18 protein-coding genes are annotated in these 15,188 nt (G+C 60.0%); 8 read left to right on the top strand and 10 right to left on the bottom strand.

The window, feature by feature from the left end:
- Positions 1-99: 99 nt before the first annotated feature.
- Positions 100-252 (top strand): hypothetical protein, encoded by a 153-nt coding sequence (locus GSQ81_RS00725; RefSeq protein WP_158908843.1) that lies wholly within the window; start codon positions 100-102, stop codon positions 250-252.
- 21 nt (positions 253-273) lie between these two features.
- Here the strand turns inward: GSQ81_RS00725 and GSQ81_RS00720 are convergent, their stop codons facing one another.
- Complete coding sequence (locus GSQ81_RS00720) at positions 274-645, bottom strand: hypothetical protein (protein ID WP_158908842.1); 372 nt, start codon at positions 643-645, stop codon at positions 274-276.
- Between the two features lie 219 nt (positions 646-864).
- Between GSQ81_RS00720 and GSQ81_RS00715 the strand changes: the two genes are divergently transcribed.
- Positions 865-1,809, top strand: a complete 945-nt coding sequence (locus GSQ81_RS00715; protein ID WP_158908841.1) for a nucleoside hydrolase — start codon at positions 865-867, stop codon at positions 1,807-1,809.
- Here GSQ81_RS00715 and GSQ81_RS00710 read toward each other — a convergent pair.
- The 3 genes from GSQ81_RS00710 to GSQ81_RS00700 are packed head-to-tail and all read right to left on the bottom strand — an operon-like array spanning position 1,806 to position 4,243.
- Positions 1,806-2,618 (bottom strand): response regulator, encoded by an 813-nt coding sequence (locus GSQ81_RS00710; RefSeq protein WP_158908840.1) that lies wholly within the window; start codon positions 2,616-2,618, stop codon positions 1,806-1,808. The genes GSQ81_RS00715 and GSQ81_RS00710 overlap by 4 nt on opposite strands.
- Positions 2,619-2,669: 51 nt before the next feature.
- On the bottom strand, positions 2,670-3,674 hold the full coding sequence (gene lpxD, locus GSQ81_RS00705; protein ID WP_158908839.1) for a UDP-3-O-(3-hydroxymyristoyl)glucosamine N-acyltransferase: 1,005 nt from the start codon (positions 3,672-3,674) through the stop codon (positions 2,670-2,672).
- A 29-nt stretch (positions 3,675-3,703) separates the two neighbouring features.
- Positions 3,704-4,243 (bottom strand): hypothetical protein, encoded by a 540-nt coding sequence (locus GSQ81_RS00700; RefSeq protein WP_158908838.1) that lies wholly within the window; start codon positions 4,241-4,243, stop codon positions 3,704-3,706.
- Between the two features lie 194 nt (positions 4,244-4,437).
- Here GSQ81_RS00700 and GSQ81_RS00695 point away from each other — a divergent pair, with 194 nt between their 5' ends.
- Complete coding sequence (locus GSQ81_RS00695; RefSeq protein WP_158908837.1) at positions 4,438-6,249, top strand: CCA tRNA nucleotidyltransferase; 1,812 nt, start codon at positions 4,438-4,440, stop codon at positions 6,247-6,249.
- A gap of 115 nt (positions 6,250-6,364) precedes the next feature.
- Positions 6,365-6,955: an NADPH-dependent FMN reductase gene (locus GSQ81_RS00690; protein WP_158908836.1), complete on the top strand. Its 591-nt coding sequence runs from the start codon at positions 6,365-6,367 to the stop codon at positions 6,953-6,955.
- A 100-nt stretch (positions 6,956-7,055) separates the two neighbouring features.
- Here GSQ81_RS00690 and GSQ81_RS00685 read toward each other — a convergent pair whose 3' ends face one another.
- Genes GSQ81_RS00685 through GSQ81_RS00670 form a run of 4 tightly spaced genes read right to left on the bottom strand, consistent with a single transcriptional unit; the run spans position 7,056 to position 10,571 of the window.
- Complete coding sequence (locus GSQ81_RS00685; RefSeq protein ID WP_158908835.1) at positions 7,056-7,265, bottom strand: copper resistance protein CopC; 210 nt, start codon at positions 7,263-7,265, stop codon at positions 7,056-7,058.
- Positions 7,262-8,035, bottom strand: coding sequence for a cytochrome c oxidase subunit 3 (locus GSQ81_RS00680; RefSeq protein WP_158908834.1), 774 nt, complete (start codon positions 8,033-8,035; stop codon positions 7,262-7,264). The genes GSQ81_RS00685 and GSQ81_RS00680 overlap by 4 nt, the downstream gene beginning before the upstream one ends.
- Before the next feature lie 32 nt (positions 8,036-8,067).
- Positions 8,068-9,816, bottom strand: coding sequence for a cbb3-type cytochrome c oxidase subunit I (locus GSQ81_RS00675; RefSeq protein WP_158908833.1), 1,749 nt, complete (start codon positions 9,814-9,816; stop codon positions 8,068-8,070).
- A complete protein-coding gene (locus GSQ81_RS00670; RefSeq protein WP_254059910.1) occupies positions 9,813-10,571 on the bottom strand; it encodes a cytochrome c oxidase subunit II in 759 nt (252 codons plus the stop codon). The genes GSQ81_RS00675 and GSQ81_RS00670 overlap by 4 nt, the downstream gene beginning before the upstream one ends.
- Positions 10,572-10,645: 74 nt before the next feature.
- Between GSQ81_RS00670 and GSQ81_RS00665 the strand changes: the two genes are divergently transcribed.
- Positions 10,646-10,942, top strand: a complete 297-nt coding sequence (locus tag GSQ81_RS00665) for a hypothetical protein (protein WP_158908832.1) — start codon at positions 10,646-10,648, stop codon at positions 10,940-10,942.
- Positions 10,943-11,063: 121 nt separating this feature from the next.
- Entirely contained in the window at positions 11,064-11,828 is a 765-nt protein-coding gene (locus GSQ81_RS00660) for a TIGR00266 family protein (protein WP_158908831.1), read from the top strand.
- Here GSQ81_RS00660 and GSQ81_RS00655 read toward each other — a convergent pair.
- Positions 11,825-12,277, bottom strand: a complete 453-nt coding sequence (locus GSQ81_RS00655) for a MauE/DoxX family redox-associated membrane protein (RefSeq protein WP_158908830.1) — start codon at positions 12,275-12,277, stop codon at positions 11,825-11,827. The genes GSQ81_RS00660 and GSQ81_RS00655 overlap by 4 nt on opposite strands.
- A gap of 49 nt (positions 12,278-12,326) precedes the next feature.
- Between GSQ81_RS00655 and GSQ81_RS00650 the strand changes: the two genes are divergently transcribed.
- Positions 12,327-13,103 (top strand): ABC transporter ATP-binding protein, encoded by a 777-nt coding sequence (locus GSQ81_RS00650; protein ID WP_158908829.1) that lies wholly within the window; start codon positions 12,327-12,329, stop codon positions 13,101-13,103.
- A 58-nt stretch (positions 13,104-13,161) separates the two neighbouring features.
- Positions 13,162-13,917 (top strand): hypothetical protein, encoded by a 756-nt coding sequence (locus tag GSQ81_RS00645; protein ID WP_158908828.1) that lies wholly within the window; start codon positions 13,162-13,164, stop codon positions 13,915-13,917.
- A 77-nt stretch (positions 13,918-13,994) separates the two neighbouring features.
- On the opposite strand, the gene GSQ81_RS00640 is transcribed toward GSQ81_RS00645, so the two are convergent.
- Positions 13,995-15,104, bottom strand: a complete 1,110-nt coding sequence (locus tag GSQ81_RS00640; protein WP_174237922.1) for a Gfo/Idh/MocA family protein — start codon at positions 15,102-15,104, stop codon at positions 13,995-13,997.
- Positions 15,105-15,188: the final 84 nt, after the last annotated feature.

Genomic DNA, 15,188 nt, shown 5'->3' with positions numbered 1-15,188 from the left:
AACGCGCAGGGATGGCATCCAAGGACATAGAGGCAGCGTGTATCGCGCTGCTATGACTGCAAGGCCCCTGCCTGAAGAAATGGGGCGGATGGGGATTTTATGGTGATTATATTTTTGTTCGTGCTGGCGCTGGCGATCGTCCTCTTCATGTTCTTTGGCGGAAGGAATCGAAGGCGGAAGAACCAGAGCGAGGAGCCGATAGTCAACGTCACCAATGAGCCGCATGTAGGCCGGGCGCCGGGCGAGGACTAATTTGCGCTTATCGGCTGGTGGCTATGAGCTGGGAGGTGCCTGCATGGTGGTTTTGGGGCTGGTCTGCCAGTGGACGCCATCAGGAGCTATTGTGATTTGTACCGGGCCGTCAGCTTTTTCATCGAGGTAGGGGCCTTCCGACTTGTGATCGTGGTGGGACGAGTCGGTGTAGGTAAGCTGCATCTTGCCGGTGCCGAGCACCTTGAAGCGATAGTGAAAATCTGCGCCGGGAGCGAGCATCTGCGTACCGAAGCTGGCGCTCGGGTAGTCCACTTCGAGCAGAAGCAGGGGCTGGCTCGTGTGGTTGGTGACGGTCGCCTGTACGTGGGCGGAGTGACAGCCGGTGACGGCAAGCAGGCAGGCGAGAAACGCAAGGATGCGGAACGGACGCATGGGGTAAGGGTAACAGTTCGGGCGTTTGCCGATTTGTCCAAGTTGCCGCTATAGGTTCGCGCGCTGATAGGATTTCTCCTGAATCAAACTGCTCTGGTCTGTGATCTGATTTTTCTGGAGACGATAGCCAGCGGCAGAAGCAAAGGCAAATACAGGGGTCTCTCCACTCCGCTGCGCTCCGGTCGAGATGACGTTTCTGAAGAATTTAGAGGGCTTCGAATGCTTGTAAGGCACATTCTCTTCTCATCTGCGCTCGGCTTGCTTTTAGCGGGCGGTCTTATCGCTGTCGCGAAGCGTCCCGTTGTGAAGCAGAAGGTCATCATCGACACCGATATCGGCGATGACATCGACGATGCGTTTGCCGTGGCGCTGGCGTTTCGCAGTCCTGAGCTTCAGGTGCTTCAGATCGATGCAGGATACGGCGACACGCATCTGCGTGCGAGGCTGCTGGAGCATTTTCTGCGTGATGCCGGTCTGCCGCAGGTTCCGGTGGCGCAGGGTGTGACGACACACACTAGCAATGTCTTCACGCAGCGCGCCTATGCGGAGCAGCAGCCTGAGCCTTCGCATCCGTACCCCGATGCCGTCAGCACGTCGCTCGATCTCATCCGCAGATCTCCCGGCGAGATTACGCTGATCGCCATTGCTCCGTTGAGCAACATTGGAGCGATGATCGACCGCGATCCCGGGACCTTTCGCAAATTGAAGCGCGTTGTGTTGATGGGCGGATCAATTCGTCAGGGTTATGGCGATGACAAAGTGCCGGAGCCGGAGTGGAACATCAAGATGGACATCGGCGCGGCGCAGAAGTTGTTCGCATCGGGTGTGCCAATCTTTGTGATGCCGTTGGATGCGACGATCCTGAAGCTCGATGCGGCAAAGCGCCAATCCGTCTTCAGCCATGGATCACGGCTGACCGATCAGCTTGCGATTCTGTACCAGCAGTGGGGAAGTGAGACGCCTACGCTCTTCGATGCGATGGCGGTTGCTTATGCGGTCGATCCGGCGCTGTGTCCTACGACCCCGATGCATATTCGTGTTGACGACAAAGGCATGACGGTGCCGGAGCAGGGTGCGCCAAATACCAATGTTTGTCTGCACTCCAGCTCCGATGAGTTCTTTCGGTTTTATCTGCCCCGTGTGCTCGCTTCGACGAATCATTAGGCGAAGGCTGCGGGGGAGCGGTCCAGGATGCGTGCGGTTAGGACGACTCCGCTGCGGTCGTCGTGCAGGGTAATGGGGAAGGCCAGGACGCTCCAGGTAATGTTCTGCTCGTCTGGCTTTGGGGTGTTGAGCAGACCGCGATGGGTGCGGTCGATGTAGGTCTCGCGGGTGTGGGAGACGGTCTGGACGATCTCCCGCCAGTCGCGCATCAAGGTGGGCATCTCGATGGCGGGACTGCGGCCGGGGAACCAGTCGCGGGGCTGGCCGAAATATCCGGCGGCAGATTCGTTGCAGTAGAGCCAGATGCTGCGGCTGTCGAAGATCTGCACCAGAACATCGGAGCCGATGGCCATCGCGATGCGGGAGTAGAAGAAGTCGCGCGCGTCGACGACGACGGGAGCGCCGCGACGTTTGGCTTCGAGCGAGCTGAGGGCGGAGAGGATGTCCTCGATGGAGCTGTGGCCCTTAAGCAGATGCATGTCCTCGGCTCCTCCGAAAAAATGTTCGAGGGTGGCCGAGAGGATGATGATGGGGACGTAGGGGCGGCTGCGTCGGAGCAGGGTAGCGGCTTCGGTGCCAAACTGGCCTGCTCCGAGATGGTAGTCGAGCACGGCGATGTCGATGCTGTTGAAGAGTTCGATTGCCTCGTCGATGGTGGAAGCGGGAACGCAATCGTAGCCGTGCTGGCGAAGGATGGTGGCGCGGAGGAACAGGTTGTCGGGTTCGTCGTCGAGCAGCAGGACGCGAACGTGAGGAGGACTTAACGACACTGAGCTGTCGCCGGTGCGCGTCTCAGGTGGATTGACCATCAGCTAGTTATTTTGATGCTCCAGCATCGCCGGAAGTCACTCTCTCAGCGGTTATTTTGGTGACTTGAGGCTGCGCAGAAGTTCAGGCAGCCGATTGATGAGGGCCACCGAGCGGAGCCACTGGCGGTTATCGATGGCAGGGTAGCCGCTGACGATCTTGCCGGGAGCGACGTCGCTGGGGATTCCCGATTGCGCGGTGGCGATGGCCCCGTCGCCTACCGTGCAGTGTCCGGCGACGCCGACCTGTCCGGCGAGGATGACGCCGCGGCCGATAGTGGTCGATCCGGCTAACCCCACCTGGGCACACAGTAGAGTGTCGTTGCCGACGGTCGAGCCGTGGCCCACCTGCACCAGGTTGTCGATCTTGGCCCCGGCGTGGATGCGGGTCTCGCCGATGCTGGCGCGGTCGATGCAGGCGTTGGCCTGGACTTCAACATCGTCTTCAAGAACTGCTGGGCCTGACTGCTGGATCTTGTACCAGCTTTTACCGTGAGGTACGCCTGCCTGTTTGGCGAAGCCGAAGCCGTCGGCGCCAATGATGGCTCCATTTTGCAGAATGACGTTGTCGCCGAGATGGCAGTGCTCGCGGACGACGGCATGGGCGTGGGCGAAGAGGTGGTTACCGGCGCGGACGTGGGGGTAGAGGACGACGTGGGGCAGAAGGGTGGCGTTGTCGCCGATGACGACATGGTCTCCGACGACGACGTAGGCTCCGATGTGGGCGTTGGCTCCGATCTTTGCCGTGGAGGCGACGACAGCCGTGGGATGGATGCCGGGAGCGTAGACGGGTGGATGATAGAAGAGCTCGATAGCGTGGGCGAAGGCGAGGTACGGGTTGTCGATGCGGAGGGTGGCGGTGGAGATCTCAGAGAAGGATGGCTCGACGAGGACGGCTGTGGCTTGGGTGGTGCGGGCCAGCGAGGCGTACTTGGGATTGGCAATGAAGGAGAGGTGGCCCGGAGCGGCGGTATCGATGGCGGCGACTCCGGTAATCTCTGCGGCACCATCGCCGTGCAGGGTGGCTCCGAGACGTTGGGCTAGGTCGGCGAGCTTCATGGTTCGGATTGTAGCGCGGGGAGGAGTTTCTAGTTAGGCCGGGTGTTAGGTGGGAGGGGCGCGTTGAAGAGCTCGCTTTGCAGGGAGTTGGCGGCAGACGCCGGGAGCGGCTTCTTGCGTGAGGGGGTGGTGATGACGGCGAGGAGCTGGAGATCGGTGATGGCGGTTCGCGGGACGTAGACGCGCTGGGTGTTGGAACGGATGTCGGGCGGGATGAGCTGAAGTCCGGCATCGCCAATGAGGTCGTCGAGCAGGGAGGCGTCGATGGGGGCAAGCCCCTCCAGCGTGTCCTCTGTACGGAAGGTGAGGCGCAGCCAGAGGCCCTCGGTGCGGGGGCGGGCGAGAAAGGTGCGGCGGCTAAGGCGTTCAGGGTTAGCGGTGTCGCTCAGGTTGAAGTCGCGGACGTAGCAGATGTACTTGATGTCGCTGAGGGGGATGGGGATGACGTGGCCGCTGAGGTCGAGCAGGTCCACCGTTCCGGTGCGCACGAAGGCGGTCAGCGGCAGGTAGCCGGGGACGGTTTCTCCGGTGATGCGGCGCACGATGACCTTCTTGCGGGACGAAGACATAGTCTGGCGGATTGTCGCATGAATGGAAACATCGCAACGAAAAAGGTGCACAAAGGGTAGCCAATCTGTCATCTATGTGGTAAAGTGACGTTTTGTGCTTAGCTTCACAGATCTTTCTAAGCGGTTGATTCGTCGCACTTTAGGGCGAGCGGCGCGTCCCGGTTAAGACCCGGCATGGAGTGTACGCAGCAGATATGGCCGACTACATCTACCTGCTCGAAAACCGCCTCTCGCAAGCCCAGCAGGCGTCGCTACGGACGGTGCGCGAAGCTGCGCGTAACAAAGGGCTTACCGTATTTCTGGTAGGCGGAGCGGTACGTGACCTTACCAGCGGGTCGCCGGTGCGTGACCTGGATGTAGTGGTTCAGGGAAATGCTCTCAAGCTAAAGAAAGATATAGAGAAAGCTGGCGGAAAAATCTCCGGCGAGCATGAGGAAGGGCACACCTTCTACGCGCGATTTTCCGATGGCGTAAGGATAGAGATCGGCAGCACGCTTTCGGTCACCTATCCGAAGCCGGGCAAGCCGGTGTACAAATCGGCGACGATTCTCGAGGACCTACGGAGGCGCGACTTTACCGCCAACGCGATGGCGATCTCTCTGAATGACGGCTCATACGGTCTTCTGATGGACCCGCTGAACGGCGTGGCTGACATCGAAAACCGTGAGTTTCGGTTGGTGAGCAACTACGGATTTATTGAAGAGCCGGTACGGATGATCCGCGCGGTCCGTCTGGGAGCCCGGCTGGGCTGGCACATGGACGAGAAGACCCAGGAACGCTACGAGACCGGCAAGAAGGAAGGCTACGTCTCGGCGCTCGACGCCTTTCATCGCGGCTACGAGACGGAGGAGATCTTCCACGAGGAAGACCCGCTGCGCGTGCTGAAGCGGCTGGAGGCTGAGGGATGGATGAAGCATCTCGCCCCGGCGTTGAGCGCGGCGAAGGCGAATGTGCCGGAGCTGGAGCGGCTGCGGGCGACGCACACGCAGTTGCAGTTGCAGGGCATTCATCCTGAGGGCTCGGTGGCCAACTTCTCGCTGCTGACGGCGAAGATGGCTCCCAAGGAAGTATCGGCGCTGAAGAAGACCTTCCCTCGGCAGGGATTTGTTGGCGAGATTGAGGCGCTGGAGAGCGAGGCCAAGGAGTTTGCCGCGCTGTTTTCGGGCAAGGGAGCGGCGCTGCCTTCGCAGGCATGGAAGCTGCTCTACTCGTCCAAACCCGAGGCGATCCTGTGGACGGCGCATACTGCCAAGGCTGCTACGGTGCAGGCGAAGTTCAAGAGCTTCTATACCGAATGGCCGCAAGCGAAGCAGAAGCTGCCCCATACGCTGATGCAGGAGATGAGGATCGTTCCGGGAGTTCCTCGATACGAGGAGCTGCTGGACAAGCTGTTCTTTGAGCTGATGGATGAGAAGCTGGGCACGGTGGAAGAGCTGAAGGCCTATCTTGAGCCTTATTCGCCCCCTGCGCCACCGCCGCCAGTACATCTACGCCGGGCGCGAGTGGCGAAGAAAGAGGCCAAGCCCGCTAAGAGCCGGAAGAAGGCTGTTGTCGCCGAGGAAGGCGCGGAGGGTGCGGTAAACGTGGAGACTCCGGTGGCGGCTGCGGCCAAGCCGGTGAAGGCCGCTGCTGCGAAGGCTGCCGCTCCGGTCAAGGCTGTTCCCGCTAAGGTGGCTGCGAAGGTAGTGGCTAAGAAAGTTGCTGCGCCAGCGAAGAAGACAGCGGCCCCGGCAAAGAAGGCTGCTCCGGTGAAGGTAGCGGTGAAGAAGGCTGTTGCGAAGGCTCCTGTAAAGAAAGCAGTGGCGAAGAAAGCTGCTGCTCCGGTGAAGAAGACTGTTGCTAAAAAGCCAGCGCCAAAGGCAGCGCCGAAGGCAGCGCCGAAGAAGGCTCCTGCTAAGGCTGTGGTGAAGAAGGCTCCGGTAAAGGCAGTTGCAAAGACAGCCTCTAAAGGAAAACCGGTCAAGGCGGCTGCGAAGAAAGCTGTTCCAGCTAAAAAGAAGCGCTAGCAAAGTTTAGTTGAAGAGAGAGGCGGCACCGGAGGACCGGTGCCGTCTCTCTTTTTTGCTGCGCTTTATGGCGTTGGGGGAGTATCTGGCATCAGAGTTGTCTGGAGGTTTTGCAATGGTGGTTGCCGTTTTGCTGGGGTCGGTGCGTTCGGAGCGGATGGGCATTCGCGTGGCGAAGTGGGCGATCGCCGAACTGGAAAAGCGTGGGCATGAGGCGGTGCTGGTGGATGCCGCGGAGCTGAAACTGCCGCTGCTGGACAAGATGTGGAAGGAGATCAAGAAAGATCCTCCTGCAAAGTATGCGAAGCTGCACGAAAAGCTCGCCCCACTGGCGAAGCTGTACGCGCGGACGGATGGGTTTTGCATTATCGGCGCGGAGTATAACCACAGTATTTCGCCGGGGTTGTCGAACCTGATCGACTACTTTCTGGAGGAGTATTTCTTTCGGCCTTCGGCGATTGTCTGCTATTCGGCGACTGCCTTTGGCGGGGTGAGGGCGGCGATGCAATTACGCGCGATGCTGGCAGAGACGGGAATGCCCTCGATTCCGTCGATACAGCCCATTCCCAAGGTTGGCGATGCTTTGAGCAAGGACGGAGTCGCATTGACGCAGGAACTCGCGGAGAGGAGTGGGAAGTTTTTCGATGAGTTCGAGTGGTACATGCGAGCGATGAAGGCGGAACGAGCGAAGGGTTTGCCTTATTGATCTGCTCGGACGAAAGACGAATACAGGGGTCTCTCCACTCCGCTGCGCTCCGGTCGAGATGACGTTGATTTTGGGTGGCGTGGAAATAATCCGTGGTCTATTAGTTTTGCCGCTTGAGGAGAACGAGCGTGGCGATGAAGAGTCCGCAACCTGCGCCTGCCATAAGGATGATGGCGTGGCGGTAGGCGCGCTGGGTGGCTGGCGGTGTGGCGGCGGTGTTGTCGCGGCATTGCGTGCAGCCCTGCGCGAAGGCTGGAACGGTGCTTAGCAACGCGAAGAGCAGAAGCGCACCGAGGGCTGTGCGCTTCATTGGAAGAAGACCAGCAGGGTGAAGAGGAAGAGCCAGAAGATTCCCATCGAGTGCCAGTACCAGGCAGCGCAATCGACCATGATCTGGCGGGTTTCGAGCGAGCGCGAGACGTAGAGTCCGACCAGTGCGGCGGCAAGGCCGAAGATCCCGAGGATGAGGTGGATTCCGTGGACGCCGGTAATCAGGTAAAAGAAGTGGCTGCTGGGGTTGGAGAGGAAGAAGACGTGCTGGGTCGCAAGTTGGGTCCAGGCGATCCACTGGCCGATGAGAAAGACGATGCCCAGAACGACGGTGGCGGCGACCCAGGGAATGGCGGCGCGAGTGATGGGCTTGCCCAGGCCGAGCCACTCGTCCATGACGTCGACCTCGTGGAACATGCGACGGCGGGCGGTCTCCATGGTGATGGAGCTAAGGATAAGGACGGCGGTGTTGAGCCAGAGGATGGGCGGAATGAGCGTCGGCGACCACTCGTTGACGTAGTTGTTGTAGGCGTCGAAGTGGCCGGTGGACTGGCTGACGAAGAAAGTGCTGACGATGGCGACGAAGAACATCAGGTCGCTGGCGAGGGCGAAGAAGATGCCCATGCGGTAGCGCACGAGGCGCTCGCGCGGGCCGCGGCGGCCGTTGGGACGGTCGTTCCAGTTGTCGTTATCGCCACCGCCGCCGGTGCGTTTGTCGGTTGGTGGCCTGCGACCGGAACCGTGGTCGTGGTCTTCTAGCTGACGCCTCGGCTTGGGTTCGGTTTTAGTCGGCGTGATGGTTGTTGGCATGGCGGCCTTTCATCGCACGCTATCAGAACAGCTTACTCCGGTTTGATGTTCGGGATGGCTTCGGTGCTCCATTGCGGAAGGATTAATTCTTCACCAGCGGTAGCCAGATATTCGCAGGGTTGCCGATAGACGACGATCCGTTCTTCAGACGCTTCGGCGGGGGCGTTGGGATGCAGGGCAGGGTGCCATTCGAGCGTGGTCGCCTGCCAGGGATTTGGCGGAGCAGGCTTGCCGTAGCGGAGGCTGTGAATCAGGTTGGCAAAGAAGAGGAGCTGGGCCGTGGCCAGGAAGATCGCCGACCAGGTGATGAAGCGGTTGAGCGGCAGGGTTCCGGCGAGGAGGTGTCCGGCGGCGTTGGGCACGCCGATGAGCTGGGCGTAGTGGCGTGGCTCGCCCATCAGCCCAGTGAGGTGCATGGGAAGGAAGGTGGCGTAGGCTCCGAGGATGGTTGTCCAGAAGTGGAGGCGGCCGAGGGATTCGGACATGAGGCGGCCAGTCATCAGGGGGAACCAGTAGTAGGTGGCGGCGAAGAGGCCGAAGATTCCTGCCATAGCCATGATGAGGTGAAAGTGGGCGACGACGAAGAAGGTGTTGTGCAGGTACTCGTCGAGGATAGGTTGGGCGAGGACGGGGCCGGTAAGGCCGCCGGTGATGAAGAGCGAGACAAAGCCGAGGGAGAAGAGCATCGCCGTGGTGTAGTGCGGGCGGCTGCGCCAGACGGTGACCAGCCAGCTTAGGACTTTGGCAGAGGCAGGAATGGCGATGGCCATGGTGGAGACGGCGAAGGCGGAGGCGGCATAGGGGTTCAGTCCGGCGACAAACATGTGGTGTCCCCAGAGCAGGATGCCGAGAAAGCCGATGAGCAGCGTGGTGACGATCATCATGCGATAGGCGAAGACGCGGCGGCGACTGAAGTTGGCCAGCAACATTGACGTCAGGCCAAGGCCGGGCAGGATGGCGATGTAGACCTCGGGATGTCCGAAGAACCAGAAGAGATGCAGCCACAGCAATGGAGAACCGTTGCCGGGATGGCTGGCGGCGTGGATGACTCCATTGATGAGATCGCCAGTGGGCACGAAGAAGCTGGTTCCGGCGTGGCGGTCGCAAAACAGCAGCAGCAGTGCCGCCAGTAGTACAGAGAAGGCGATGATGCTGAGCAGGGCGGCGGTGAACCAGCCCCAGACGGTGAGTGGGATGCGGTCCCACGTCATGCCTTCGCAGCGCAGCTTGATGATGGTGACGAGGGTGTTGATGGCGCTTATGGTTCCGGCGACGGCAAAGACGGCGATGCTCGCCAGCCACAGATCCATGCCTGCGCCCTGGCCCGGTCCTGCGCTGGCGATGGCGCTGAATGGGGGATAGGCCGTCCAGCCGGAGATGGCGCTGCCACCGGGAACGAAGGTGGAACTGAGCAGGATGACAAGCGCGGCGGCGGTCAGCCAGAAACTTACAGCGTTAGCCACCGGAAACGCCATGCGGCGAGCGCCGATTTGTGACGGAAGGATGAGGTTTCCAAAGCCCGACTGCGGTGCGGTGGTGAGCACGAAGAAGAGCATGATGGTGCCGTGAATCGTGACCAGTGCGAGATAGTCTTCGGGCAGGATGGGGCCGTGGAAGGGAACGATGCGATCCGGCCATACCAGATGGATGCGCATCAGCAGCGAGAGCAGCGTGCCGATGGTGACGGAGACCAGCGCGAGCACAAGATACTGGACGCCGATGACGCGGTGATCGGTGCTGAAGAGGTAGTGGCGCGGCGCTGAATTTTTCGATGAACTCATGGCTGCACCGACTTCTGTTTTGCGGCGAGCCACGCTGCGAATTCTTCGGGTGGCAGTACGCGCAGGTTGGCGTTCATGCGGTAGTGTCCCATGCCGCAGACCTGCGTGCAGAGGATGGCATAAGTCCCCGGAACCTTTGGCGTGAAGTGGACGTGGATGGTCATGCCCGGAACGGCGTTCTGCTTGAGCCGCATCTCGGGGACGGAGAAGCCGTGGATGACGTCCAGCGAGTTGATGCGGAGATCGACCTGCCGGTTTGTGGGCAGCACAAGCTCCGAGGTGACGATGTCGTCCGCGCCGTGGCCGTCGGCGGGGTCGATGCCGAGCGGATTGCCTGCTCCTGCGTCGACGAGCTGCGGCCTGGTGATGCCGAAGGTGTAGTCCGTGCCGGGATAGCGGAAGTACCACGCGAACTGTTCGCCCACCACCTGCACTTGTAATGCGGCGGGATCGGCACCGGTATAGCGGGTGGCAGCCCAGAGGCGTTCTGCGCGGATGGTCAGGAAGGCGAAGAGGATGGTCAGCGCCGCGAGTGGAAGATATTCGACGCGCCAGCTTGTGGCCTCGGCACGGCGGCGAGCGACGAGGCCGACAAGGAGGATGAGATGTGCCAGCGCCGCGAGACCAAGGATGATCCAGAGATTGAGCAGCAGATGGTGATCGACGGCCGGGCCATGCGCACTGGCGTCGAACGGAAGTCCCCACGTCGCCAGCGAAAGCGCGAATGAGCCGGGCTGGATACAGAAGGGAATCACCACCCTTGAAGGATATCGCGTTCAGCTTTTGCGAATCTGCAAGGGCGAGGATGGGAGTGTTAAGCTGAAGTTCAATGAACCTGAAGATTGCAGCGATTCGTTCGGGCACAGACCCGGTGGGCAAGTTGCCGAATGCAGCATTTCATCGCTGGCTGGAGACGCCGCTGCACTGCCCGAAGTGCGATGTGACCTACAACATGGTCGTCGATTGGGATCAGGCCAACGACCGCTGGTTTCCTGAAAGCTCTCGTCCGCTGATCACGCTTCTGCGAAAGGCTGTATTCATGGGACACAGCACGGACCATCGCGTGACGCACTTCGAGACGGAAGGCGTCATCGTGAGGAGCTTTGTAGCGACAGAGACGAAGTAGCCGTTCTCACCAAAGAGTGAACTGAGGCGTCTTAACCTTCGTACAGGTTGAGAGCGCCCGTAGGCCCGTTCACAAGGCGCGATAGACTCGATACGCCGCAGCAAGTTGCGCAAGGAGACTTATGCAGAATCGCATCCTCGGCACCACCATGCCCGTCCTTGAATTTTCCCTCGGTCCCAACGATGCCATCATCTCCGAGGCCGGAGAGCTCTCGTGGATGTCCGCCTCCGTCCAGATGACGACCCACACCCAGCACGCCGGCGGTGGCGGAATATTCGGAGCTATCCGTCGCGTCGCCGGCGGCGGCTCGCTCTTCATGACCGAATACCGCGCCATTGGAGCCACCGGCGAGATCGCCTTCGCCACCCGCGTCCCTGGTCACATCCTCCCCGTCGAGGTCGCCGCCGGGCACGAGTACATGGTCCACCGCCACGGCTTCCTCTGCGCCACGCCCGAGATCGAACTCGGCGTCGGCTTCCAGCAATCGCTCGGCGCAGGCGTCTTCGGCGGCGATGGCTTCCTGCTGCAAAAGGTAAGCGGGCAGGGAACGGCATGGCTCGAACTCTCAGGCGAAGTTGTCCTCAAGGAGCTCGCTGCTGGAGAAACTCTGCGCGTCCATCCCGGTCACGTCGGGGCGTTTCAGTCGTCAGTCGGCTTCCAGATCCAGCGCGTTCCCGGAATCAAGAACATGATCTTCGGTGGCGATGGCATCTTTCTCGCTGCGCTCACCGGTCCCGGCAAAGTCTGGCTGCAAACGCTGCCTATCTCCAAACTCGCTCATCAACTGATGGAATACATGCCTGCGCAGCGCAACGAGCAGGCGGCGGAAGGTGGAGTCGTCGGCGGCATTGTCGGCTCCATTCTCGGTGGATTGGGCAACCGCTAAACCGTTGGCGAGGATGCCTGTTTGTTGCTGCGAAGCATCCAGGCATCCACCGACCACCCGTTATACCGCAGCAAAAACAGCAGCACCGAATAGACCAGCGCATAGATGAGTTGGGACCCTACGGTTGACCATTCCTGCAACAGTCCCGACCCAAAGGTAAGCACCATGATGAGCAGGCTGGCTGCCACCAGCGCCGCGCGTGTTCGCAGCCCGATCAGCAGCAGCAGCCCTAGCAACGCCTCAATCGCAGGCAACACCATGCCGAATGACCACACGCTCCACACCGGCAGTGGAGCGTGCGCGAATTGTCCCACCATGTGAGCTGCAAACGTTCCAGGGCCCGCTAACATGCGGCTTACTCCATGCATCAGCAGGTTCAGCCCCACTACAATTCGCAGCAAGGCATACGCCAATCGCTGATCGTCATTCTCGAACACGGTTGCCATCATTCCTCCATCGCGCAAAACCATCGATCCTTAAAGATACGATAAAGATACGATGCCACCTTTTCTCGAACTGACACACGTTAACGTAGCGCGCGGCGACAACATGGTGCTCCACGACATCAACCTCAGCGTCAACACCGGGGAGCATATCGCGATCCTTGGCCCCAACGGTTGCGGCAAATCCACCCTCATCAAAACCATCACCTGCGAGTGCTACCCCATCGTCCAGCCAGAAACCAGCGTCAACATCTTCGGCCGCAGCCGTTGGGACCTGACCGAGCTGAAGAAGCGTCTTGGCGTCGTCTCCGCCGAGCTTCCCGGCAAGGCTACGCTGCATACCACCGGCCGTGACGCCGTCCTCACCGGCTTCTTTTCGAGCAGCACGCTCTGGCCCAACCTCACCGTCACTGCCGCCATGCGCGAGCGCGCTGACGAAGTCCTCGAACAGATCGATGCCGTCAACCTCGTCAATAAACCCGTGGGCGAGATGTCCGCCGGACAGCAGCGCCGTATCATGATTGGCCGCGCTCTCGTCGGCTCATCCCAGATGCTTCTGTTGGACGAGCCATCCAATGCGCTCGACATCAGCGCCCAGCGCGAACTTCGCAATCTTCTCCGCAAGCTGGCACAGCAGGGAACCGGCATTCTCCTGATCACCCACTACATCGCCGACATTATCCCCGAGATCGACCGCATCCTCCTGCTCCGTGATGGCCGCATCATCGGCGACGGCCCGAAATCCGAACTCCTCACCGCGCCCACGCTCAGCGACCTCTTCCAAACCGAGGTCCAGCTCACTGAAAAGGACGGCTTCCACCACGCCTGGTAAAACAGCGCGCTTCATTTGTTATGCTTACCCCCACTAAACCTTGCGACGGAGGCGTCGGTTGAACCGATACAGAAGAAACGAGCTAACTCATTCCATCGCTGCTCTCATTCTCGTCCTCGCAGTTGGCGTTGCGTACGCTCAGGGCACCGTCGAACGGTTTAATTTCACTGGCATGGTGGGACAAAGCCGCATCGGCATGACGCTGCTGGCCAACGCGGCTGGCACCGTCACCGGTGGCCACTACTTCTACGCAAGCGATCTCAAGGACCTTCCTCTTCAGGCAGGCACGCAAGGCACAGGAATCATTCTCTTTAATTCCGAAGGCGGTCAGTTTGCCCTTCGTTTCAAAGGCAACGGCAGCGAGGCAGGCAAGTCGCTCAACTTCCACAATAGCGTCGGCATGGAAGGCCGATGGATGAAGAACGACAGCTCGTACCCAGTCAAGCTGCAGATGCAGCAAAGCTCTCAGGGCCTCACCAACGCCCGGTGGTATGGGGACGTCACCAGCGAGAGCGATGCAGCCTTCGAGTCTCGCGTGCAAAACTTCTACAAAGCCGTCCTCGCTGGGGACCGCGTGTCCGCTGCCCGTTATGTCGATTTCCCCCTGCGCATCAACCGCAATGGCAAAAGCCGCATGGTCAATACCGCGGCCCTGCTCTCCTCACAGTGGAATCAGATCTTCACCCCGGCCTGCGTCGACGCGTTTAGGGATGCCATGCCGCATGACATGTTCGTCCGCAATGGACAGGTCATGCTCGGCGACGGCATAGCCTGGTTCGGTCCCAAAGGCGCGCAGGCCATTAACGTCCCCTGATCGGCCAATCAGTCAGTGAGAAAAGCTTTGGATAGGTTCTCAGTAAATAATTCGCAAAAATTGTGCCATAACGCTGTTTACAGCGCCACAACCCCCGCCGCTTTATAGATCTGCTGTATGCACTGCATGTCCCGCAGCCCTTCTTCGCCCGGAGTCTTCGGCGTTTTGTTTTGCAGAATGCACTCGGTAAAGTGGTCCGACTGGCGCGTGAACTGCTTCGGATCGGGCTCTGTGTTCGGCTCGTCCAGCACTGTCGCGGGAGAACCTTTCTCCCCGCTGCGATAATTCGCTTGCAACCGCAATCCGTCGTAGCCGAACGACCCCACCTCCAGCCAGCCCTTCGATCCATACACGCGATAGTAGCTCCTCATGCTGGCGCCATAGGTTGTGCAGCAGCTCGCCAGGATTCCCGAAGGAAACTTCGTCGTCCAGGTCGTATTCTCTTCCACCGTATCGAAACGCCCATCATGGTCGATGGTCGAGATGGACGCGGTAAAGCTCTCCGGCTCCTCGCCGGTCAAATAGCGTGTTGCGTTCAGAGAATAGATGCCGACATCCATCATCGGTCCGCCGCCACTCAGCGCTTTGTTCAACCTCCACTCGCCGAGATTCTCGTAGAAGCCGTTGGCGCTCTCAATCACCTGTACCTTGCCCAATGCTCCCTGCCGAATCAGCGCAATCGCGCGCAGATTGGTTGGCTCATAGTGCAACCGGTAGGCGATCATCAACTTCACATTCGCCGCCTTGCAGGCCGCAATCATGTCCTGCGCATCGCTGACGCTGGTGCACATCGGCTTCTCGCAGATGACATGCTTGCCCGCCTTCGCCGACCGAATCGTGTACTCGGCGTGCATACTGTTCGGCAGCGCGACATACACCGCATCGATGCTCTTGTTGTCCCGCATCCGGTCCATATCTTCGTAGCTGTAGATCGAGCTTTTGGGAATGCCCAGCCGATCCGCAAACTTCTCTGCCTTGTCCCGGTGCCCGCTCACCAGCCCGGTAATCTTCGAGGTCGAAGAACCCTGCACACCGCCGATGAAGTGGTCCGCGATTCGTCCCAAACCAATGACGCAATACCCAATCTGCCGCTCGCCACCCTGCGCCTCCGCGTTTACTGAAGGCAAAACCTGCGCTGCCAATCCCATCGCACCCAGCTTTGAAAACTCCCGCCGTGAAAGCCTCATCGACATTCTCCCAAACGCAAACTTGCTGCTAAACAGATTTAGAGAATCGTACACTGCTTTCTTTCAATGTGGGATGAAGCTAAA

It is taken from the genome of Granulicella sp. L56 (genome assembly GCF_009765835.1).
Lineage (GTDB): Bacteria > Acidobacteriota > Terriglobia > Terriglobales > Acidobacteriaceae > Edaphobacter.
The sequence above is the reverse complement of the archived record's forward strand: the minus strand, read 5'-3'. Positions and strand labels throughout refer to the sequence as shown.